The following is a 21,610-nucleotide window of genomic DNA, read 5'->3' on the forward strand; positions in this document are numbered from 1 at the left end:
AACCGGCGCGTCCTGCCCGACAACGGTGACCTCGATACCCCCGCGAAATTCAGTGTCGCGTCCCGGCATTCTCAGGCTTGGCCATACCCCGATCAGGTATCATAACCACAACAATTTGGCGGTTTCGCGCCACAACGCATAATCCTCTACAAAGCCAAGGGAGTTCTTTCAGTGAACAGCAAATACGTCTACGCGTTTCACGAGGGCGACGGCAAAAACAAGCATCTGCTGGGTGGCAAGGGCGCCAACCTCTGCGAGATGACGCAGATCGGCCTGAACGTGCCGCCGGGCTTCGTCATCACGACCGCGGCCTGTCTCGAATACCTCGACGGCAAGCGGCTGCCGAACGGCCTGATCGACGAGGTCCGCAGCCATGTCGCGGCGCTGGAGCAGAAAACCGGCAAGGGCTTCGGCGGCGCCGACAACCCGCTGCTGGTGTCGGTACGCTCCGGCTCGGCGATGTCGATGCCCGGCATGATGGACACCATCCTGAATCTCGGCCTGAACGGCCAGACCCTGCGAGGACTGATCGCGCAGACGCAAAACGAGCGCTTTGGTTACGATGCTTACCGTCGCTTCATCCAGCTGTTCGGCAAGGTCGCGCTCGGCGTACCCGATGAACTGTTCGACCGGCAATTCGACGAGGTCAAGCGCCAGGCCGGCGTCAAGGCCGACATCGGTCTGAACGCCGCCCATCTGAAGGACATCGCCGAACGCTTTCTACTCGTCGTCAAGGAACATACCGGCAAGCCGTTCCCGGAAGACGTCTACGAGCAACTCGAGATCGCCATCCAGGCGGTTTTCAACTCGTGGATGGGCAAGCGCGCTGTCGACTACCGCCGGGAGTTCCACATTACGCCGGAAATGGCCAACGGCACGGCGGTCAACGTCGTGACGATGGTCTTCGGCAACATGGGCGATGACTGCGCAACCGGCGTCGGCTTCACGCGCAACCCCGGCACCGGTGAAAACGAAATGTACGGCGAGTACCTCGTCAACGCCCAGGGCGAGGACGTCGTCGCCGGTATCCGCACACCGAAACCGGTGCACGAGATGGCCACCGAGATGCCCGACCTGTACCGGCAGCTCGTCGAACTGCGGAACAAGCTCGAAGGCCATTACAAGGAAGTCCAGGACTACGAGTACACCATCGAAAAGGGCGTGCTGTACTGCCTGCAGACCCGCAACGGCAAGATGAATGCGACGGGCATGGTTCGCACCTCGGTCGAGATGGTCGGCGAAGGCCTGATCACCAAGGAGCAGTCCTTGCTCCGCGTGAACCCGGAACTGTTGGAACAGCTCCTGCATCCCGCACTGGATCCATCCCATTCGCAGGAGGCTTTGGCCCAGGGCCTGCCGGCCTCGCCGGGTGCCGCGAGCGGCCAGTGCGTATTCGATGCCGATCAGGCCGAACTGCTGGGACGCAATGGCACGAAGGTCATCCTGGTCCGCGAGGAAACGAAACCGGAAGACATCCACGGTTTCTTCGCCTCCCAGGGCATACTGACCAGCCGCGGCGGCAAGACCTCGCATGCGGCTGTCGTCGCGCGCGGCATGGGCAAGGCCTGCGTGGCCGGCGCGGAAGGGATCAAGGTGGATTCGCGCGCACGCATCGCGGTCATCGGCGACATCACACTGCGCGAGGGCGATGTCATCACAATCGACGGCAGCACCGGTAACGTCTATCTCGGCGAGATCCCGACCATCCCGCCGGTCTTCTCCGACGAACTGAAGACCCTGCTGGGATGGGCCGACGAGCGGTCGCAGCTGAAGGTCATGGCGAACGCCGACACGCCGGCCGCGGCGCAGCGGGCCCGCGAATACGGCGCGATGGGTATCGGCCTGTGCCGCACCGAGCGCATGTTCAATGCGACCGACCGGCTGCCGGTGGTCGTCGAGATGATCCTCGCGCACAACACGGAGGAGCGAAAGGCCGCGCTCGACAAGTTGCTGCCGTTCCAGCGCCAGGACTTCAAGGAGATCTTCACGGCGATGGCTCCGCGACCGGTCACGGTGCGGCTGCTCGACCCGCCGATGCACGAATTCCTGCCCGGAGAGCATCAGCTGCTGGACGAGATCGAAGCGCTGAAGGAATACCGCCTGGCCGTCCGAGGGCGCAATGCCGCGGCAATGATGCTGGGCGGCATCGCGACCAGCGACATTGGCGAAGATCAGGTCAACGCCGTGATCGCGCGTAAGGAAGCGATGCTGAAAAAGGTCGCCGAACTGTTCGAGGTCAACCCGATGCTAGGCCACCGCGGTGTCCGGCTCGGCATCACCTACCCCGAGATCTACGAGATGCAGCTCCGCGGTATCCTCGAGGCGGCAGCCGAATGCCTCAAGGCCGGCGTCGCCGTCGCGCCCGAGATCATGGTGCCGCAGGTCATCAGCGCGGAGGAGCTCAAATGGGTCAAGACCTGCGTGGACCGGTTGCGCGGTGAGATCGAAGCCCAGTACGGCGTCACGCTGAACGTCAAGTTCGGCAGCATGATCGAAACCGTGCGGGCCTGCACCCGCGCCGATTCGCTCGCCGGCGTCGCCGAGTTCTTCTCGTTCGGGACCAACGATCTGACCCAGGCGACGCTGTCGTTCTCGCGCGAGGACGCCGAGAACAAATTCCTGCCACTGTACATCGAGAGCGGCATCCTGAAGGACAACCCGTTCGAGGTGCTGGACGTCAACGGTGTGGGCACGCTGATGAAGATGGCGGTCGAGCGCGGCAGGCAGACCAAACCGAATTTGAAGGTCGGTATCTGCGGTGAGCAAGGCGGTCATCCGGCCTCGATCCGCTTCTGCCAGGGCGTCGGACTCGACTATGTCTCGTGCTCCGCGCCCCGCGTGCCGGTCGCCCGGCTCGCGGCAGCCCATGCCAAGCTGCTGGCCGATCCCGCATAACCGCCCGATCGGCGTCCCATCCGGTCCCGGTGTCGCGCCCGGGACCGTCCCGTCCCGCCGGTGGTTATGTGGTATCCTCCGCGCCGAACCGGCCGTCCCCGCCCCGACGGGGACGGTCCCACCCGTCAAAACACCCAGAACCACCGAGGCGCGCTTCATGGATAAGCCCTTTATCCTGCACATGTTCACCCCCGAGAAAAACCTCAGCCCGTTCGACGTGAACATGGGGCTGGACGCCGGCTGGGATGCACTGATTCCCTACCTGAACATCGAACTCGGCGAGATCACCGCACTGGTCCAGGACGTGATCTTTTCCCGCAAGCCCAAGGGCCTGAAGCGCACCGGCATCTTCATCGGCGGACGCGACGTCAAGATGGCGATGGACATGCTGGCGGCGGCGAAAGCCTCGATGGTGCCGGACTTCGGTTTCCAGGTGTCGGCCTTCGCGGACCCGAGCGGATCGTTCACGACCGCGGCGGCGATGGTCGCGATGGTCGAGCGGGAACTGAAGCAGCGTTTCGACACCGATCTCGCCGGCAAGAACGTGCTGGCGCTGGGCGGCACCGGCCCGGTCGGTCAGATCGCCGCCGTGCTCGCGGCGAAGGCCGGTGCGAACGTCAAGATCGTCGGTCGCCAACTCGAAAAGGCGCAGCGCGTCGCCGATTCGTGCAACGAAGCCTATGGGAACGGCGAGACCGCGATTGCGGGTGAGGCCGATGCCAACAAGGGCGAACTGATCAAGACGGCGGACGTCGTCTTCGCGACCGCCGCGGCCGGCATCGAAGTGTTGAGCGCGGAACTGGTCGCCGCAGGTCCGCAATTGAAGGTGGCCGCCGACGTCAATGCCGTGCCGCCCCCCGGTATCGCAGGTCTGGAAGCGCATCACAAAGGGACGCCGATCGCCGGATCGAAGAGCGGTGCCGTCGGCATCGGCGCGCTGGCCATCGGCGTGATCAAATACAAGGCGCAGCAGCGCCTGCTGGAACGCATGCGCGAGGGCAACCCCGAATTCCTGGCTTACCACGACGCCTTTGCCGTCGCGCGGGAAGCCGTCCGGGAATAAGTCCGGGATCGCACCCGACGGGCCCATCGAAAAAGCCGGCTAGCCGGCTTTTTCCCTGTCAGGGCCCCGGTTACGCTGCTACCCTATGCCGATCTGATTGACCGAACCCGAGGCGACACCATGGAAAAGCGTTCCATTCTTCACATGTTCGATCCGATGCCGCATGTGAGCCCATTCGACATCAACATGGCGGTGGACGCAGGCTTCGATGTGCTCGTGCCTTATGACAACGCACAGACCGAGCAGGTCAACGGCCTGGTGCAGGATGCGATCTTCTCGCGCGGCCCGGCCGGCGTGAAGCGGACCGGCGTGTTCATCGGCGGACGCGACATCGGCGTCGCGCTGAACATGCTTGATGCGGCGAGGAAAGCCATGGTGCCCCCATTCGAGGTATCGGTGCTGGCCGATCCCAGCGGCGCCTTCACGACGGCCGCCGCGCTGGTCGCACTGGTCGAGAAGAAGCTCAAGGATCGTCATGGCCTCTCGCTCAAGGGACAACAGGGCGTCGTCTTCGGCGGCACCGGCCCGGTCGGCGTCGCCACCGGGGTCATCGCCTCCCTCGCCGGTGCGGACGTCACGCTGGTCGATCCGTTCAACATCGCCGCGGCGATGGAGAAGGCCGACGAATACAACCAGCGCTGCGGCAGCACGCTGCGCGGCACCTTCGCCAGCTCGGACGCCGACAAGGCGCGTCTGATCAGCAAGGCCGACATCGTGTTCTGTACCGCCAAGGCGGGGGTCCAGGTTTTGAACGCGTCGGTCCTCGCCGACGCCAAGGAGCTCAAGGTCGCAGGTGACGTCAATGCCGTGCCACCGCTCGGCATCGAAGGCATCAAGCTGAAGCATTGCGGCGAACCGCTGGTCCATGCGACCGGCAGCCCCGGCGCCGTCGGCATCGGTGCGCTGGCCATCGGCGACATCAAGTACCAGCTGCAGAACCGGCTGCTGGCCCTGCTGCTCGAGACGGACAGGCCGGTGTTCCTGGATTTCCGTGCCGCATTCGAGAAGGCGCGCGAGCTGGTGTAGCGTGCGCTATGCGCACGAATAGCGTTCCGCGCGGGAGGCGGGCAACACGCGCACGAATAATGTTCCGCGCGCACGGCGCGCGCTACAAATGCTCGCGGGTAGCGTGCGCTGTGCGCACGGATGATGGCCGCCGGCCAACCGGCCGTCACCAACAGATTCGCCCCGGATAGTGGCGGACATGCTGTTTCACCCCAGACCCCGCACCATCGCTCGACGCGCGGTTCCCGCTAAGACCGAACTCGCTGCACTGCCGGAGCTCCTGCGGCGCGTCTACGCGGGGCGCCGGATCATGGCAGCCGACGAACTCGACCACTCCCTCGCCCGCCTGCCATCACCACGGCTGTTGTCGGGCATCGATCAAGCGGTAAGCCTGCTTGCAGACGCGATTCGGGCCGATCGGGCCCTGCTGGTCATCGCCGACTTCGATGCCGACGGTGCGACCAGCTGTGCGGTCGCGCTGCAAGGCCTGCGCGCGCTCGGAGCACGGCGCGTCGACTTCCTGGTACCGAACCGCTTCGAGTTTGGCTATGGCCTGACCCCGGAAATCGTTCAGGTCGCACAGAGCCGTCAGCCGGACGTGCTGATCACCGTCGACAACGGCATCTCCTCGCACGAAGGCGTTCGCGCCGCCCGGGATCTGGGCTGGCAGGTCGTCGTCACCGATCACCATCTGCCCGGCGCGACGCTGCCCGAGGCGGACGCGATCGTCAATCCGAACCTGTCGGGCGACGCCTTCCCGAGCAAGGCGATGGCCGGCGTCGGCGTGATGTTCTACGTGCTCAGCGCGCTGCGCTCGCGGCTACGTGCAACGGGCTGGTTCGGCGGCAGTCGTCCCGAGCCCAATCTGGCGGAACTGCTCGACTACGTCGCACTTGGCACGGTCGCCGACGTCGTCCCGTTCGATTTCGTGAACCGCATACTGGTGCACCAGGGGCTGCAACGCATTCGAAGCGGCCGGGTGCATCCCGGCATCACCGCATTGCTGCAGGTCGCAGGCAAGACGCACACCGGCCTGACCGCCGAAGACCTCGGCTTCGCGATCGCTCCGCGCCTGAATGCGGCCGGACGGTTGGAGGACATGAGTCTCGGCATCGCCTGTCTGCTGGCCAACGACAAGGATGAAGCCCTGACGCTGGCAACGCGGCTGGACGAGCTGAACCGGCAGCGCAAGGAAATCGAGCGGCAGATGAAGGAGGATGCGCTGGTCCATGTCCGGCGGCTGGACGCCATCGACACCCCGCTCGAGCGCGGCGGGCTGTGTCTGTTCGATGAAGCCTGGCACGCCGGTGTCGTCGGCCTGCTCGCCGCGCGCATCAAGGACCGCTTCCATCGCCCCGTCATCGCTTTCGCCGAAGCCGCGAACGGCGAACTCAAAGGCTCGGCCCGATCCATCCCGGGCCTGCATATTCGTGACCTGCTCAGCGACATGGCCGCAGCCCATCCGGGCCTGATCGGGCGTTTCGGCGGGCATGCGATGGCCGCCGGCCTGAGTATCCCACGCGAACACCTCGACGCATTCCGCGATTGTTTCGGGCGCATGGTGGGCGAGCGCCTGGGGGGCACCGAGGAAGGCCTGCTGCTACACAGCGACGGCGCGCTGGAGCCGGGGCAGATCGACATCGGCACGGCCGAGTCGCTCCGCGCAGCCGGTCCCTGGGGACAGGCCTTCCCCGAACCACTGTTCGACGGCGCGTTCGATGTGGTCGAGCGCGCCGTCGTCGGCGCCCAACACCTGAAGCTGCAACTGCGCCCGACCGGAACCGACCGCCGCGTCGACGCGATCGCGTTTTTCGTCGACGAACCCCGCCAATGGCTGGGCGTCGACCGCATCACCGCGGCCTACCGGCTCGACGTCAACGACTTCCGCGGCAATCGGACCGTGCAGTTGAAGATCGAGTACATGGAAGGGACCCGAACGGCCGGCTGAGGTCGAGCCGGTCAGGCCAGTCGCGCCGCGAGCACCTGGGCAACTTCCGCGTCGCTCAGAACGACAGGGTTCGTCTTCATGCTGGAACCGCGACAGTTGGCGATGATCCGTGGGAAATCAGCCTCGGCGACCCCCAGCGTCGACAAGCCCGGCAGCGCCATCGTTTCGGTCCACTCATCCAAAACGGCAACCAGCCGGTCCTGGGCTTCACTGTCGGCGGGAACGTCCTGCGCGGCGAACAGGCGGCCGACCGCAGCATATTTCGCCAGGGCCGGATTGCCCGGATCGCGCGCGCGCATCACCTCGATATTGACCCGGGTCGCGGCGGCGACGAGTGTGCCGCACACCACACCGTGCGGGATCGGGAACAAGGAACCGAGCGGCTGGGCCAGCCCGTGAACGGACCCGAGGCCGGCCTGCGCCAGACAGATGCCGGACAACAGCGAGGCGAGCGCCATCCGTTCGCGCGCGGGCGCCGCGTCGTCTCCGCCCCGATACCACGCCAGCAGCCCGTCGCGTGCCGCGGCCATGCCGGTCAGCGCCAGCGCATCGGTGATCGGGTTGGCGCGAATTGACACGTAGGACTCGAGCAACTGCGTGAACGCATCCATGCCGTTCGCCGCGATCAGGTCCGGCGGGCAGCTTGCGAGCAGATCCGGATCGAGGATCGCGAACTCGGCCATCAGCTTGTCATCACGAAACGATTTCTTGAAGCCGTCCGGGCCGAGCCGGGACAGCACAGCGTTCTTGGTCGCCTCCGAGCCGGTGCCGGCCGTCGTCGGCACGGCGATGAACGGTGTCGCCGGACCGCGATAAGGCAGTTCGGGACCGACGCCTTCGAGGTGATCCATGACCGAGTTGCCTGGTCCGAGCAAACCGGCGATCGCCTTGGCCGCATCGAGCACGCTGCCACCGCCGATAGCTACGACGGCATCGATTCCGGCTCCGCGCCATTCGGCCACGGCCGCGTCGACAATCTCCGGAGAGGGCTCGCCAAGGATACGTACGACATGCCAGGACAGGCCTGCGGCGTGCAGGGACTCGAACAGCGCCTCCGCGCGCGGCGTGCCGCTGAACGAGCGCGCGCCCAGCACCAGCAGCAAACGCTGGCCGAACGGCGCCGCAATACCCGGCAATTTGTCGAGGCTGCCGGAACCGAACTCGATCCGCGGCAGACGGCCTATCGCGAAGGGTGCGATCACGTCAGCCCTCCGGATACAGCCCGTTCATCAGCACCCCGACGCGCGGCTCGGCCATCATGTCGGCCACCGCGTCGCGCCACGCGGCATAGTGCGGCGTGCCCTTGTGAGCCGCGGCATCCTCCGCCGATACGTAGGCCTCGTACAGGATGAAGCGGGTCGGGTCGTCGGGATTCTGCAGGACGTCGAAGCGCCGATTCCCGGGCTCTCGCACCGAGGCTGCGTGGTTGGCCACCGTGGCGGCGATGAAAGCCTCGAGGCAGTCGGGCTTTATGTGAACATGGACCAGAGTGACATGCATGGCGTGATTCCGATTGACACAGGATGCACCGCGCGCCGCCGCGGCACGAGCCACCCGGACAGTCCGGTGACTCGCGGCCGGTCAGCCGCGCGCTGCGCCGATGGTGTCAGTTCGAACCGCGCTGGGCAAGAGGGACGTAGTCGCGGCGCGTCGCCCCCATGTAGACCTGCCGTGGCCGGGCGATCCGCATGCCCGGTTCCTCGATCATCTCCTTCCAGTGGGCAATCCAGCCCGGCAAGCGCCCCAGCGCAAACATCACCGTGAACATGTTCGTCGGAATCTGCAGCGCCCGATAAATGATGCCCGAATAAAAGTCGACATTCGGATACAGCTTGCGCTCGATAAAGTACTGATCGGTCAGCGCCGCCTCCTCGAGGCCCTTGGCGATCTCCAGCGTCGGATCGTTGATGCCGAGGTGGTCGAGCACCTGATCACAGTATTTCTTGATGATTTCGGCTCGCGGATCGTAATTCTTGTAGACGCGGTGACCGAAGCCCATCAGCCGGAATGGGTCGTTCTTGTCCTTGGCCTTTTCGATGAATTTCTTGTAATTACCGCCGGCCATGTGGATTTCTTCAAGCATCTCGATCACGGACTGGTTCGCGCCGCCGTGCCACGGACCCCATAGCGCGCAGATGCCAGCGGAAATGGCCGCGAACAGGTTCGCCTTGGACGACCCGACCATACGCACCGTCGAGGTCGAACAGTTCTGCTCGTGATCCGCATGAATGATGAACAACACGTCGAGCGCCTTCCGAACCACCGAATCGGGCTCATAGGTCCGCATCGGCGTCGTGAACATCATGTGCAGGAAGTTGGCCAGATAGTCCAGCTCCGGGCGGCTATAGACGAAGGCCTCACCGACCGAACGCTTGTAGGCGAAAGCGGCCAGCACCCGCACCTTCGACAGCAGGCGCGAAATCGTCTCCTCGCGCTCCTCGCCGGTCTGCTCGGCCTTCAGCAACTGGGGATGATAGACGGACAGCGAACAGACCATCGCCGACAGGATCGCCATCGGGTGGGCGTGTCCCGGGTAGCTCTGGAAGAAGCTCTTCATGTCCTCGTGGATCAGTGAGTGGGCCAGCACCCGCTCCTTGAAACGCGAGAATTCCTCGTCGGTCGGCAACTCGCCGTAAATCAGCAAGAAACAGACTTCCATGAACGTCGAGCGCTCGCACAGCTCGGCGATGTCATAACCGCGATATCGGAGGATGCCCTTGTCGCCATCGATGTACGTGATCGTCGAGACACAGGCGCCGGTGTTGCCGTAGCTCGGGTCAAGCGTGATGTAGCCGGTGTCCGCGCGCAAGCGCTGGACATCTATCGCTTTTTCGTCCTCGGTACCCTCGACGATGGGGAGGCTGTAGGGTCGTCCTTCGATTTCTAACTGGGCAGTCTTTTCCATCGGGCGGATCTCCGAGAGTGCAGGGAAACAGGGGTAGACTCTAACCTTACCAAGAATCGCGCCACCCCGTCACGCCGGCGGGCACGGGCCTCGCCAGCGCCTAACCGGCGCCAAAGAGCGGCAACGCCCTCCCGCAACGCACCAAGAGGAGGCGCCAACACCCGCTGTGCAAGGCGGGCAACGGGCCAGCGCGCCCGCCCGCCGACGCGGCTCATCCATGCCAGCAACCGGACCTCGGCGGTCGCGCATCCGGGTCCTTGAAATCGCTCTGAACAACGCCGAAACGCGCGTCCTTGTCGTCCCGCGAACTCTTGTTGTCGGCCGGCGCCATCGGCTATGCTACGGCCTCCGCGTGGGGATGTAGCTCAGCTGGGAGAGCGTCGCGTTCGCAATGCGAAGGTCAGGGGTTCGATCCCCCTCATCTCCACCAATCCCAAAACGCAGAATCCTTCTCTCCTTTTTCCGACGCGCTCGGAGCCGCACGGCTGGCGCGGGTTCCGCTATTTGCCTGTTGACGGCCGCTCTGCCCAACCCCCGGTCTCTGGCTGAATTTTAGCCATTTCGCCTCTCTGTTTTCTGTCGATGCATTGACTGTCAAGGCATCGGATTATAGAAAACCAATGGGTTGCGAGAGCGCGGTTGGAGCGGGAGTTTGGTTGGCAATAGCGACCCGCATCAGAAGAGAACACCATTCCGCTCTGCGGGTCCCGCGGTGACATGACCTGCAGCTGTCATCCTCAATTTCCGACCTTCGGGTTGCTCTGTGATACCGCTCGGGATGAAATCGAGCCTGGATTAGCCATCAGGGATAACGCTAGTCAGCGCGCTAGGTTTTAAGGCTCTCCGTAAAGACAGTGCCTTACGTGGAAATACGTATTACCTCCGCGCGGTTCCTTTTTGGCATAATTGCCGTCGGGCCATGCTGTCCCCGGTGGATGGCAGGCAGAGGTTGAATTGGGAGGGGATCCAACTGCACCGAAAGCCCTGCGATTCCTCACAGAAGTGTGGCGCACTTTTTTGGCTTAACGAGACCCCTCCGCGATGATTGAACCTATACCCCCCACCCCTTCCATGTGGCGTACCGCCCTTCGGCACCGTGTCACCTTCGGACTCGGCTTGGCGCTGGCGGTTAGCGCGATGGCCAACGCCGCAACGCTGACCGATCTGCACGATTTTGACTTTTCCAACGACGGTGGTTCTCCCTGGTTTACTGGGCAACTTGCCCAGGGCCGGGACGGCAGTCTGTATGGCACGACGCCTTCCGGCGGCAGTTACGACGCGGGCACCGCGTTCAAGCTGACGCCGGCCGGAACCTTCACCAAACTGCACGATTTCGACTCTACGAACGACGGCAAGAACCCCTGGGGGGGTCTTATTCTAGGCAAGGACGGGAACTTCTACGGCACAACTGCCTACGGCGGCGTCAATAATTTCGGCACGGTGTTCAAGATGACGCCGGCAGGCGCCATCACGATCCTACACACTTATACTGGCCTGGACGGCCAAGCCACGCCCGCGCCGCCCACCCAGGGGCGGGATGGAAACCTTTACGGCACGACTGCCTACGGCGGGACGGACAGCCTTGGCAGCGTTTACAAACTCACTCCGGGGGGTAACTACACGACGATATTCAGCTTTCCCAGATACACGGCGCAGGGCAATTATCCACAGGGCGCTTTGCCCTATGCGCCGCTAATTCAGGGCACGGACGGGGCATTTTACGGCACCACCACAGCCGGCGGCAGTGGCGGTGCCGGCACCGGCACGGTGTTCAAGGTCACCACCGCTGGAGTGGTATCCACCGTTTACAACTTCGATATCGCTCACGGTAGACGGCCCTATAGTCCAGTGGTCCAGGGAACTGACGGAAACCTGTATGGCACGACTACTGAAGGTGGGACAGCGGGGCGTGGAGTAGCCTTCAAGCTGACATTGAAGGGCGCCATCACGGTGCTGTATAACTTCGATGGCACGAGCACTGCCAGCCGAGCCAACGGTTACACTCCGTACGCCGGCCTGGTGCAGGGCAGTGACGGGAATTTCTACGGGACGACCTATTCCGGTGGTATCAGAAACTCCGGCACACTGTTCCGGATAACGCCGGCCGGTGACTTCGCAATACAGGCGAGTTTCAATGGCACGAATGGCGCACATAGTCAGGGCACGCCATTACTGCACACTAACGGTAGGATCTACGGCCTGAGCCAGTCGGGCGGCACGTTCAGTGTCGGGACAGTCTACAGCCTCGACGTCGGCGCCCCGGGCTTCATCGCACCGATCCCGAATGCCGCCAAGGCCGGCACGTCGGTCGGTCTGCTCGGCGCAGTGGGTGGCACCACCGGGGTAAGCTTCAACGGCGTCAACGCCAGCTTCTCCGGGACGGGCAATACCTTCCGCACGACCGTCGTGCCTGCCGGAGCGGCCACGGGTCTCATCAAGGTAACGACCCCGACCGGCACCCCGCAGACCCTGAAGGCCTTCCAGCAATTGCCGACGCTGACCGCCTTCGGCCCGGCCAGCGGAGCGGTGGGCAGTGCGGTGATCCTGACCGGCTCTGGCCTGACACAGACGACGAAGGTCACCTTTGGTGGTGGCAAGATCGCGAGTTTCGTCGTCAACAGTGCCGAGCAAATCACCGCCACGGTACCAGCAGGGGCTACCACCGCCAAGATTGCCGTGACCACCAAGGGCGGGAGTGTCAACAGTGCGATGGCCTTTAACGTCACGCCATGAGCTGAGCGGATTGAGCACGTCCCGGTACGACACCGGGACGTGGCTCCGAGGCCGAGGTTCTGGCTCGAATTCGCGCATCGCGTCCAACTCGCCATACCCAGCGCACGCCCAACCTTCTGCCGCGCGTTCCGCGGCCAGGTTGCGGTCGTTGCGGGTGTAGGCGCAGTCCCCTAGGACCACCGTCTCCTCGCCATGCAGTAGCGCATCGGTCATGGCCCCGTCGGTGACCTTGGCGGTGGTGATGGACACGGTATGCACCAGTCCCGAGTCAGCATCCACGCCGATGTGCGCCTTCATCCCAAAGTGGTAGTTGTTCCCCTTCTTGGTCGAGGTCATGTCCGGGTCACGTTTGCGGTCGCGGTTCTTGGTGGACGGCGGGGCCGCAATCAAGGTGGCATCCACCACCGTCCCCTGCCGCAGCAGTAAGCCCTGTTCGGCCAGCTGCGCCGTCGTCTCGTCGAACAACACCTGCGCCAACTGCTGCCGCTCCAATAACCGCCGAAACTTGAGGATCGTCGTCTCATCCTTCTCGGATCGGTGGTTCGGGGTTGGCATGGCAGATTCCTTGTCATCAACTGAAGAACCGAGCAGCGTGTCATGACGTTGGCAAGACAAGACGAGGCTTAACCGTTGTCGTTAACGTATGCGTGTTGGCGGTCGCCTCGCCCGATCGCAGGTCAGTTCCGGGCGGAACCGGGGAGCTGGGAGGCGGGCCTTCTGCAAGAAAAGATCGCCAAGGACAATGTTGCAGGCTGGCGGCGGAATCTGGACCGGAAACCCTGGTCGTTGGAAATTCCCTACCAGACGGGGGGCGAGGTGCTCCCCATGTTCCCGGATCTGGTGATCATCCGTCAGACAAAGGATCGCGAGTACGCCATCGACATCCTCGAACCGCACGACCCGAGGCTGGTCGACAACATCGAGAAGGCGGTCGGCTTGGCGCGATTTGCCGAACGGCGTGGCCATCTGTTCGGTCGCATCCAGCTCATCCGCAAGCAGTCCTCCGTCGCCTGGGACCATTTCGCGCGACTCGAAATCAACAGCACGGCGATGATCGCCAAGCTCCTGCTGATCACCGGTAATCGACAGCTGGATGCGCTGTTCGCGGAATTGGCCTCTTGAAGCTCGCTCCGACGGCAGCGCTTCGATCGTCGGATGAACCTCAATCCCGCCCTCGATGCCTCGTGACATGAGAGATCGGAGATCAAGCGAGATGAAGCAGGCGAACAAGGCCGTGATCGGCCAGTGGCGCATCACCGACATGGAAATGTGGGATGCCGAGTACTTCGACATGGAGGTACCAACCTATGTCACGGTGCGCGAGAACCTGACCGGGAGTTTCCAGTTCGGCCTGGTGCAAGGCGAACTGGACGGCCGGATCGGGGTGATCGGCGGCTATCCCCGCTTGGAATTCAGTTGGTCCGGTTCCGACGAGAACGACGAGGCGTCAGGGCGTGGCTGGTTGCAGGTCACGGGGAATGCAGCCGAGGGCGGAATCTTCATTCACCAAGGCGATGACTCGAGATTCTCGGCAACCCGTCAGGATGACAGCGCATAAGCCTGCCTCAAGGCACAATGGTCGACGATAGACGAACGATCTCTGTGACGGCAACGCAAAACACCAGGAATCGTGTCGAGTTCATTACCCTTGAAAGCGGAAAGGACCTCATCGTCTCCTTCGCCGTCACAGCGCCAACCGCGGCGTTCGGCATTCAAAGTCTGACGTTGCTTCGCACGCCGTTGTACGAACCCATTCTGGAAGAATGGGAACGCGGCGTCTCCTTTTCCTTCGAGCGATACGACGATGAGGATGATCACCTAGAAACCTTGCAATGGGACGGACCCAGCGCGGTCATGCGGCTGAAGACTCGCCGACGGGATTACGAACTCGATCTCCGCAACGTGGACCGAAAAGCGCGATTGGCCACGCGCAAGCGGCTCAAGAAAATGAATTTCGATCGACGAATCGACATGACTGGCTTCTAATGTGCAGGCTGCCGCACACAAGAAATTAGACGGCATCCCGCTTTTTGTCGCAGCCCAGTAACGTCACCTCGGAGTCTCAAGATGAACCGCGCAATCTTTCTGAGGGCAATCGCATTAGCCCTGACCGTAACCGCCTTACCAGTTGACGCCGTCGTGTATTGCAAGGCGGCGGGCATACCGAAGGGCTGTGTGGCTCGCCCCATCACCCCGGCGGCTGGCGCCGTGGCGACGCCGGCCTTGCGTGGCGGTTGGGGTGGTCCAGCCTCGGGTGTTGGAAGGCTGCCCGGCGCGGGTGCCGGTGCTGCGGGTACGGCTGGTTACGGCGTAGCCAATCGAAATGGCGGAGTGAACCGCGCTGGCCGGCGCTGAGCGGGAGCGTGAAGGTACCGTCTGGCTTATCGCTCGGCACAGTGGGACACCCGCCATCAACGGCACCCATTCGCCCTCACCGGCCCTCACGAGTTGAGAAAACGAGTTTCAGCCCAGGACCCGACTCCACGATTGGGCCTTGCGGTCGAAATCCGCATTCGAACCGGTCCGTGAACGCAACGCGCATGCACGGAGCCTTCCGGCCGCTCCCTTTGTCCGTCAAAACTCCTTTGCCTGGTGCACGATTCCCAATCGTTCTCGCGCGTTGACAGGGCCCCGTGGTGGGCCCATCCTCTGCCAAAACAGGCGGCGGCACCCATGGAATTACTTGTCCTTCGCACCATCCTTCCGCCCCCGAGGAGTTTCTGATGCGCCCCTGGCTCCGCACCGTGATCCCCTCCACCATCGCCGCGCTCGCACTGGTAGCGCCGGGAGCCCAGGCGCTGGCCGCACCCATAGCCCCCACTACGTCAGTCAACGCCACCTTCGGCGCCTGGTGTGAACTCTCAGGCTATACCGACCCTGGCCTCGAGTTGGCCCTGACCCAGACGACGAGGTCGGGTGTGACGAAAGCCGTCTACGAGGTCGTCGGTAACAACACCGACGGCTTCTGGTTCACGGAATGCAAGGGCCTGGCGTCGACGGATCGGCTGATCATCACGACCCGCCCGGACGGCCTGCCGGTGCGGACCGTGAGGATCCCGATGATGTCGACGAACATCGACCGGGCGACCGACACAGTCACCGGAGTCGTCAGGGGCAACAGAGCTCCATCGCTTATCGTAACCCCTTGCGACGCGTGGAACTGTGTCGATGGGAACGGCCTGACTCTCGCCCCGGATGCCAACGGCAGCTTCAGCACGGCGACCCCCATGCCGGTGGACGGGCGCGACCTGCTGGCTCTCTACGCGGTCCGCGGCGATGACGAGTACCAGCGCATGCAGGCCGCACCGACGCTGAGGGTCTTCCTCGGCCACGCAGGCGTCAGCGGCACCGCGCAGCGGCCCGGCGCCGAGGTGACCGTCACGGTGACTCGCGGCGCGCGGGTGGCCACGTTCAAGGGCACAGCCCGCCGAGACGGCCAGTTCAGCGGCAAACTCCAGAGGCGCAACGGGACGCCGTTCAAGCTTGCGGCTGGCGACCGCGTAACGTCGTCCATCGCGTCGGACCTGGACTTCGTCGTCCCAGCCAGCGCGACGATTACCGGCAGCGCGGTGTCCGGGACGTGCTTTGCGGGCCAACAGGTGGTGGTCTCGGCGGTGGCACCGGATAAGTCCTTCTCGGGCGTCACCCATCTGACGGCGGGCGGCGATGGATCGTTCTCGATCGACTTGACGGACTTGCTCCTCAGGACCGTAACGCCGGGCATCATCGTCTCCGTCGAGTGCGACCCCGGCGAGGGTGACACCGTGCTGATCCGCGAGGTCGTGCCGTAGCAGATGGCAATAGACAGTCGGTAACACCGGAGTATCGGTCCCGCCCGCGGATGCCCTGGACATCGGCCAGTTGTCGGACTTGCTGCGCTAGCACGACCGAATGGTCAGGCCGCTTGCGACCATTCTTCAGGCGCGACTGATCACGGAGTTCTGGTGGCCAATAGCCATTTCAAAGCGTGATTCTTGATCCGGACGCGCCTTAAATCGGAATTGATCCGAGGTTCGCTGCATCTTTCCGACGCACCGCACCGCTGGCGCCGTTTCCACGGTTCGCATCTTGACGCCCACTTGAGCGGCCGCCCGACTCCCGGCTGGTTTTAGCCAACCAGCCTGCCGCGGCGCCGTTGGCTGACGATAGCCGCTGCAAAATCCGCGGATCACTGTCGCCCACAGAAGCCGCGGATGCCGACACTTGATCCGGTGACCTGATCCCCAAACCAGGAACAAACGCCCGCACCACGACACATCCGGTCTCGCGTTCATGTGGCGACTGGACGACGATCGCCCCGTCCGACTCGTTGAGTTCAAGGTCGCCAACGCCTACGCCTGGCTTGCGTTGCCCGGCTTGATCCCGGCGAACCGATACAGGGCACACATCCGGTCCTGCCCCTTGGCAGCACTCTCATGCCAGGTCACCTCGAAAGGTTGCTTGCGGCAACGAATTGGTTGACATGGTATCGATTGCGAACATAACATCATCGACACCCGGCCGTCGCACCGGGCAATAGCCTGCCGGGGCGGCAACGCCGCGATCCTTGGGCAGCGAGAAGCCAATCCATTCATTTCAAAGGACATGCCAGCAAGATTTCGCGTATGGATAGCGACCGACGATGCAGCGGTCAGTGAAGGCTTACGGTCGGCTCTGGCGGACTCCACCTTCAGGGCGCGTCTCCTGTCCGATAGTTCGCACCTCGTCACTGCTCTCACGCAGGAGGTTCCGGACGCGCTGATTCTGCAGGTCACTCATCATCCAGCGCGACGACAGAGCGCCATCCAAGAGATCCACGCCCGATGGCCAAAGCTTCCCATCATCGCGATAACCACCTCGGATCTGGATAGTGCCGTGACCGCTTTCCACGATGGGGCATTCGACTGCCTTGCGACCCCCTTCGTCGGCTCCGAAGTCAACCGGCTCGTGACGCGCGCCTGCGACCATGCAAGAGCCCTGATCGCCCAAGGCACGGCATCACCTCCGAAGATGGGTTCAGACTTGAGTTCCGAGATCATCGGACACTCGCCTCCGATGCGCGAGATCTTCCGAGCAGTGGCACGCCTCGCGCCGCACGACATGCCGGTCATCATTGCCGGTGAGCCGGGCTCCGGCAAGGAACTGATCGCACGCGCGCTACATCGGTATGGCCAGCGCTGCAGCCACGCCTTCGTCGCCGCCCGGCTGACCGGACTGAGTTCTGCGGAGATCGATCGCGGACTGTTCGGTGAGGGATCGGACGGTGAGCCTGGAAACGCCGGACCGGGTAGCGGCCTGATCGCAGCGGCTATTCACGGGACCTTGTTCCTGGACCAGATCACCGAACTTTCTCGCGGTACGCAAACACGCCTGCTCCAGCTCGTCGGCGAAAGTCGGTATCGCAGCGCGGAGGAAGGGAACGCCGCAAACATCGACCTCCGACTGATCGGGTCTGTCACCACCGATCCCCGGAATGCAGCAGCAACCGAAGCGCGGAACTCGCTTGCGGAACTCCTCGGTGCGATTGTGATAACCGTCCCGCCATTGCGCGATCGGCGTGAGGATGTTCCGTTGTTGCTGGCTCACCATCTGAGCGAGGCCGCACACGAGTTGGACATGGCTCCGCGCAGGCTCAGCAGCGATGCGGTCGCGGCGCTCTGTGACCTGGACTGGCCGGGAAACGTCGGGCAGCTGGCAACACTTTGCCGCTGGATCACGGCGATGAGCCCGACTGTGGAGGTGGGCATCGCGGATCTGCCCAACGAACTCTGGACCCTGCCTGAACGCGTTCAGTCCCACCTGGAACCGATCGTCACCAGAACCTGGGAAGACTCGCTCGGGCTGTGGGTCGATGATCGCTTGCGGCGCGGCGAGGTCGGTCTGGCGAAGCGTGCCTTCGACTCGGTCGAGAACGTTCTCATCACCGCGGCTCTCCGCTACACGCGCGGCCACCGGCAGGATGCTGCCAGGTTGCTCGGCGTCGGACGCAACACTCTGACTCGCAAGATGAATAAGTCCACCCGCAACGGACGCGGGATACACAAAGCCTGAAAGCCGGAACCGCCCGGTTCGGCCGCCAACGCCCTAGCCCGTGCTGCAGCTGCAGCGGAAGCGGCTCAGCCCGGTTCGCTTCGGGAAGACCATCGCCGATCCGCCCCGAGCTACGGCCGGTCCAAGGAGATCAGCACCGCCAACAGGACGGTGGACTGGCCCGAAACCAGCGGCCCGTCCGTACCGCCTGCGCCGAAGAATCCACCTTGCCGCCCCGTCGAGTTATCGTAGCGGTATTCGGCGCGGAGCTGCGTCGTCCAACCGTCGGCAACGATCGCGTACTCGACGGTGGCCGTGAGCGCCCGGATGAACTGGATCGATCCGGTCAGCGTGCCATTGGGGTCCCAGTACAACTCGGGGCGTATCGCGAGCGCCCAGGGCCCTTGAATCTGCCAGCGGGTGAACAGGGCCGCACCGGTCCAGAAGTTTTGGACTGACGCGACCAGGCTCGCCTCCTGCTGCGTTCCGACGTCATACGCCAAACCTATCGCGTGCACATCGTCAGTCCACTGCAGAATGCTGTCGGAAAAGAAGCGCCAGTAGCGAATGGCCGTATCGGTCTGCTCGGGCCCTGCGAAGACATTCTGTGTCAGCTTCCATCCCGGGCCGATGCGCCAGGAGATCTGCCCGGCATATTTGGGATGATTGTTGTGATGGGCCAGATAGTCGAAATCGCTGACGATGAACAGCGACGCGTCGAGCCCGTCGCTGATCCGGTATTGTGCTCCAGCGCCGATCAGAAAGAAGGGCGAGTAGTCGGCGATCCAGCTGCGCGTGTAGTTGGGGTTGTCCCTGGCATAGAAGGATTCGTAGCCGATGAAGCTGCTCATCAGCCCGCCGGTCAACAGGAGTCCATTGCCGACTGGCGCCCGGTAGCTGACGTTGGCATGGGAGAGGTACCGCAGCACTTCGGCACCCGCCAGTTGAGATGTCGCCGGCACCTGCCCGTCCGTGTCGTAGCCGCCCTGCGCTCCGATCTCCAGACCGAAGGGCGATGCTTCCGACGCCTCGCGCCGAAAGTAGATCATGCCCATGTTCGGGCTGAACTGACTGAGCCGGTTCGTCGTGAGCTTACTGCGCCAGGGATGGGGCTCGCCGGAATTGAAATTGGCCGGATAGCTCAGGTCCAGATAAGCAGTCCAGGTGCCAATCGCGTTTAGCTCGGCGATTTCGTCCGATCCTGCAGGGGACGCGACAGACATGAGTGTGGCCGCGAACAAGACAGACCATTGCCAAGTCCGTAATGGGCGCGATCGGTGCCCGATTCCTGCGGCAACGCGATTCTCGCGCCGGCGCGGCAAGCGGACGCCAAAGCACCCTGAGCGCAGGCGCTCGCCCATCCTTGGTCTCCCGACACACGCCATGGGGCGGCTCAGGCGCAGAGGCGTTGCGCGGGCTCCGAGACGGGCTCGACCGAACCGTTATCCAAGACACGCCAGCGAAAGCGCATTTCCATGCTCTTGGACACGCGGAGCGAGCGCTCAAGGTCGTAGTATCCCGTCCCGACGAACATCCGCCACCCCAGATCGCGCCGCGAGTGCCCTCGGATCTCGTCATCGAGTCGCCCGCCGATGGTACCCGTCCCGCAGGGCTTGGCTTCGAGGGCCCGCGCAGCGCTGGCTTCATCGGGTCCGGCGCCAGCCGATGTCGCGACTGCATAGAGCAACAGGCCAATGCGACACGCGCGACCGCCCTCGCGCCGGTTAGCCGATCGGATCACAAGTGATAGGCCTTGCCGTTGTGCAACGCGACATCCAGACCATCGGTTTCCTGGTCCGGTGTGACGCGAAGACCCACGAGACGTTTCAAGAGCAGCAGCAGGACGAGGCTGACCGCACCGCTCCATGCGGCAGCGACGATAACCGCGAAGGTTTGCAAGCCGAGCTGATGCCACGCGGAAACACCGGACGGGATGCCCCAGCCACCAAAGGTTTCCGAGGCAAACACGCCGGTCAGGATGGCGCCGATCATGCCGCCGACCCCGTGCACCGGGAAAACATCGAGCGTGTCGTCGATCCCCAGTTTCCGCTTGATCCAGTGTATGGCCGAAAAGCACCCGAAGCCGGCCGCCAGCCCCATCGCGATGGCACCGGCGGGACCTACGAAGCCGGCAGCCGGCGAGATGACACCCAGCCCGGCTATCATGCCGGTCAACACGCCGAGCAGGGTTGGCTTGCCGAAGCGCAACCATTCCATCGCCATCCAGACCAGTGCACCCACCGACGCGCCGATATGCGTCGTCAGCATCGCCATGCCAGCTGCGCCGGTGGCCATCAGTGCGCTACCGGCGCTGAAACCATGCCAGCCTACCGCCAGGAAGCCTGCGCCGGCAGCGGTCAGTGTCAGATTGTGAGGTGGCATCAACCGGCGCGGATAACCCCGGCGCGGACCGGCCAGCCCGGCCGCGATCAGTGCAGCGACGCCGGACGTCGTATGCACCACGATGCCGCCGGCGAAGTCGATCGCGCCGAGTTCCGCAAGCCAACCCCCGCCCCAGAGCCAGTGGCAGACCGGCGCATAAACCAGCACTGACCAGCACCCCGTAAACGACAACATCACCGTAAACTTCACGCGCTCGACGCAACTGCCGAGAATCAGCGCCGGCGCGAAGACCGCGAAGGTCAGGTGATACATGCAGAACACGACTTCCGGCAGATTGCCACTCAGGGTACCGGGCGTCATTCCCCGCAGGAATACACGGGACCAGCCTCCCAACCAGGGTTGGGTCGTCGCTCCGTCGGTGAGTGCCAGCGTATAGCCCACGACCACCCAAAGGACCGAGACCAACGACGTCACGGCAAACACCTGCACCATGACCGACAACGTGTTTTTGGTGCGGACGAGACCGCCGTAAAGCAGCGCCAGACCAGGCATCGTCATCAACAGCACCAGCCCGGTCGACGTGAGGATCCAGGCCGTATCCGCAGCGTTCAAGTTATCGTTGGCGTGTACGCAAGGGCTGGCCCCCCACGCCATCGCCCATCCCACCAGCCTGAGGCCGTATCGATTCATCTCATCTCCTTGCGCGCCA

The 21,610-nt window shown here is 63.7% G+C and carries 16 protein-coding genes, 1 tRNA gene and 1 pseudogene; 11 read left to right on the top strand and 7 right to left on the bottom strand.

Going from position 1 to position 21,610, the window contains the following annotated elements:
* The first annotated feature begins 171 nt into the window (after window positions 1-171).
* The 4 genes from ppdK (at window position 172) to recJ (ending at window position 6,911) form a co-directional block, all read left to right on the top strand.
* Window positions 172-2,895 carry a pyruvate, phosphate dikinase gene (ppdK, locus tag BWR02_RS18825; protein WP_139559454.1) on the top strand — a complete coding sequence of 908 codons (2,724 nt, stop codon included), beginning with the start codon at window positions 172-174 and terminating at the stop codon, window positions 2,893-2,895.
* Between the two features lie 157 nt (window positions 2,896-3,052).
* The gene (locus tag BWR02_RS18830; RefSeq protein WP_139559455.1) at window positions 3,053-3,958 is read left to right on the top strand and encodes an NAD(P)-dependent methylenetetrahydromethanopterin dehydrogenase; all 906 of its coding nucleotides are present in this window, start codon (window positions 3,053-3,055) and stop codon (window positions 3,956-3,958) included.
* Window positions 3,959-4,078: 120 nt separating this feature from the next.
* Window positions 4,079-4,984, top strand: a complete 906-nt coding sequence (locus BWR02_RS18835) for an NAD(P)-dependent methylenetetrahydromethanopterin dehydrogenase (protein ID WP_139559456.1) — start codon at window positions 4,079-4,081, stop codon at window positions 4,982-4,984.
* Between the two features lie 178 nt (window positions 4,985-5,162).
* Window positions 5,163-6,911 (top strand): single-stranded-DNA-specific exonuclease RecJ, encoded by a 1,749-nt coding sequence (gene recJ, locus BWR02_RS18840; RefSeq protein ID WP_139559457.1) that lies wholly within the window; start codon window positions 5,163-5,165, stop codon window positions 6,909-6,911.
* A gap of 11 nt (window positions 6,912-6,922) precedes the next feature.
* On the opposite strand, the gene BWR02_RS18845 is transcribed toward recJ, so the two are convergent.
* From BWR02_RS18845 to BWR02_RS18855, 3 genes are all read right to left on the bottom strand, one after another.
* Entirely contained in the window at window positions 6,923-8,113 is a 1,191-nt protein-coding gene (locus BWR02_RS18845; RefSeq protein WP_139559458.1) for an iron-containing alcohol dehydrogenase, read from the bottom strand.
* Window position 8,114: 1 nt separating this feature from the next.
* Window positions 8,115-8,411: an antibiotic biosynthesis monooxygenase gene (locus BWR02_RS18850; RefSeq protein WP_139559459.1), complete on the bottom strand. Its 297-nt coding sequence runs from the start codon at window positions 8,409-8,411 to the stop codon at window positions 8,115-8,117.
* Window positions 8,412-8,517: 106 nt separating this feature from the next.
* Complete coding sequence (locus tag BWR02_RS18855) at window positions 8,518-9,816, bottom strand: citrate synthase (protein ID WP_139559460.1); 1,299 nt, start codon at window positions 9,814-9,816, stop codon at window positions 8,518-8,520.
* A gap of 354 nt (window positions 9,817-10,170) precedes the next feature.
* Here BWR02_RS18855 and BWR02_RS18860 point away from each other — a divergent pair.
* Window positions 10,171-10,246, top strand: a tRNA-Ala gene (locus BWR02_RS18860).
* 641 nt (window positions 10,247-10,887) lie between these two features.
* Entirely contained in the window at window positions 10,888-12,549 is a 1,662-nt protein-coding gene (locus tag BWR02_RS18865; RefSeq protein ID WP_162560238.1) for a choice-of-anchor tandem repeat GloVer-containing protein, read from the top strand.
* Between the two features lie 123 nt (window positions 12,550-12,672).
* Here the strand turns inward: BWR02_RS18865 and BWR02_RS18870 are convergent.
* Window positions 12,673-13,083, bottom strand: a pseudogene (locus BWR02_RS18870) (IS5 family transposase); the annotation flags it as partial.
* Between the two features lie 96 nt (window positions 13,084-13,179).
* On the opposite strand from BWR02_RS18870, the gene BWR02_RS18875 reads away from it, so the two are divergent.
* The 5 genes from BWR02_RS18875 (at window position 13,180) to BWR02_RS18900 (ending at window position 18,579) form a co-directional block, all read left to right on the top strand.
* Window positions 13,180-13,671, top strand: a complete 492-nt coding sequence (locus BWR02_RS18875; protein WP_521615337.1) for a hypothetical protein — start codon at window positions 13,180-13,182, stop codon at window positions 13,669-13,671.
* A 91-nt stretch (window positions 13,672-13,762) separates the two neighbouring features.
* Window positions 13,763-14,107: a hypothetical protein gene (locus BWR02_RS18880; protein WP_139559463.1), complete on the top strand. Its 345-nt coding sequence runs from the start codon at window positions 13,763-13,765 to the stop codon at window positions 14,105-14,107.
* Between the two features lie 44 nt (window positions 14,108-14,151).
* Entirely contained in the window at window positions 14,152-14,535 is a 384-nt protein-coding gene (locus tag BWR02_RS18885) for a hypothetical protein (RefSeq protein WP_201276331.1), read from the top strand.
* A 737-nt stretch (window positions 14,536-15,272) separates the two neighbouring features.
* The gene (locus BWR02_RS18895; RefSeq protein WP_139559465.1) at window positions 15,273-16,340 is read left to right on the top strand and encodes a hypothetical protein; all 1,068 of its coding nucleotides are present in this window, start codon (window positions 15,273-15,275) and stop codon (window positions 16,338-16,340) included.
* 793 nt (window positions 16,341-17,133) lie between these two features.
* Window positions 17,134-18,579, top strand: coding sequence for a sigma 54-interacting transcriptional regulator (locus BWR02_RS18900; protein ID WP_139559466.1), 1,446 nt, complete (start codon window positions 17,134-17,136; stop codon window positions 18,577-18,579).
* A 110-nt stretch (window positions 18,580-18,689) separates the two neighbouring features.
* Here BWR02_RS18900 and BWR02_RS18905 read toward each other — a convergent pair whose 3' ends face one another.
* The 3 genes from BWR02_RS18905 to BWR02_RS18915 form a co-directional block, all read right to left on the bottom strand.
* The gene (locus tag BWR02_RS18905) at window positions 18,690-19,781 is read right to left on the bottom strand and encodes an outer membrane beta-barrel protein (RefSeq protein WP_162560240.1); all 1,092 of its coding nucleotides are present in this window, start codon (window positions 19,779-19,781) and stop codon (window positions 18,690-18,692) included.
* 170 nt (window positions 19,782-19,951) lie between these two features.
* Window positions 19,952-20,299, bottom strand: coding sequence for a hypothetical protein (locus BWR02_RS18910; protein WP_139559468.1), 348 nt, complete (start codon window positions 20,297-20,299; stop codon window positions 19,952-19,954).
* Entirely contained in the window at window positions 20,296-21,591 is a 1,296-nt protein-coding gene (locus BWR02_RS18915) for an ammonium transporter (protein ID WP_139559469.1), read from the bottom strand. The genes BWR02_RS18910 and BWR02_RS18915 overlap by 4 nt, the downstream gene beginning before the upstream one ends.
* Between the last annotated feature and the right edge of the window lie 19 nt (window positions 21,592-21,610).

The sequence above is a fragment of the Methylotetracoccus oryzae genome (assembly GCF_006175985.1).
GTDB classification, from domain to species: Bacteria; Pseudomonadota; Gammaproteobacteria; order Methylococcales; family Methylococcaceae; genus Methylotetracoccus; species Methylotetracoccus oryzae.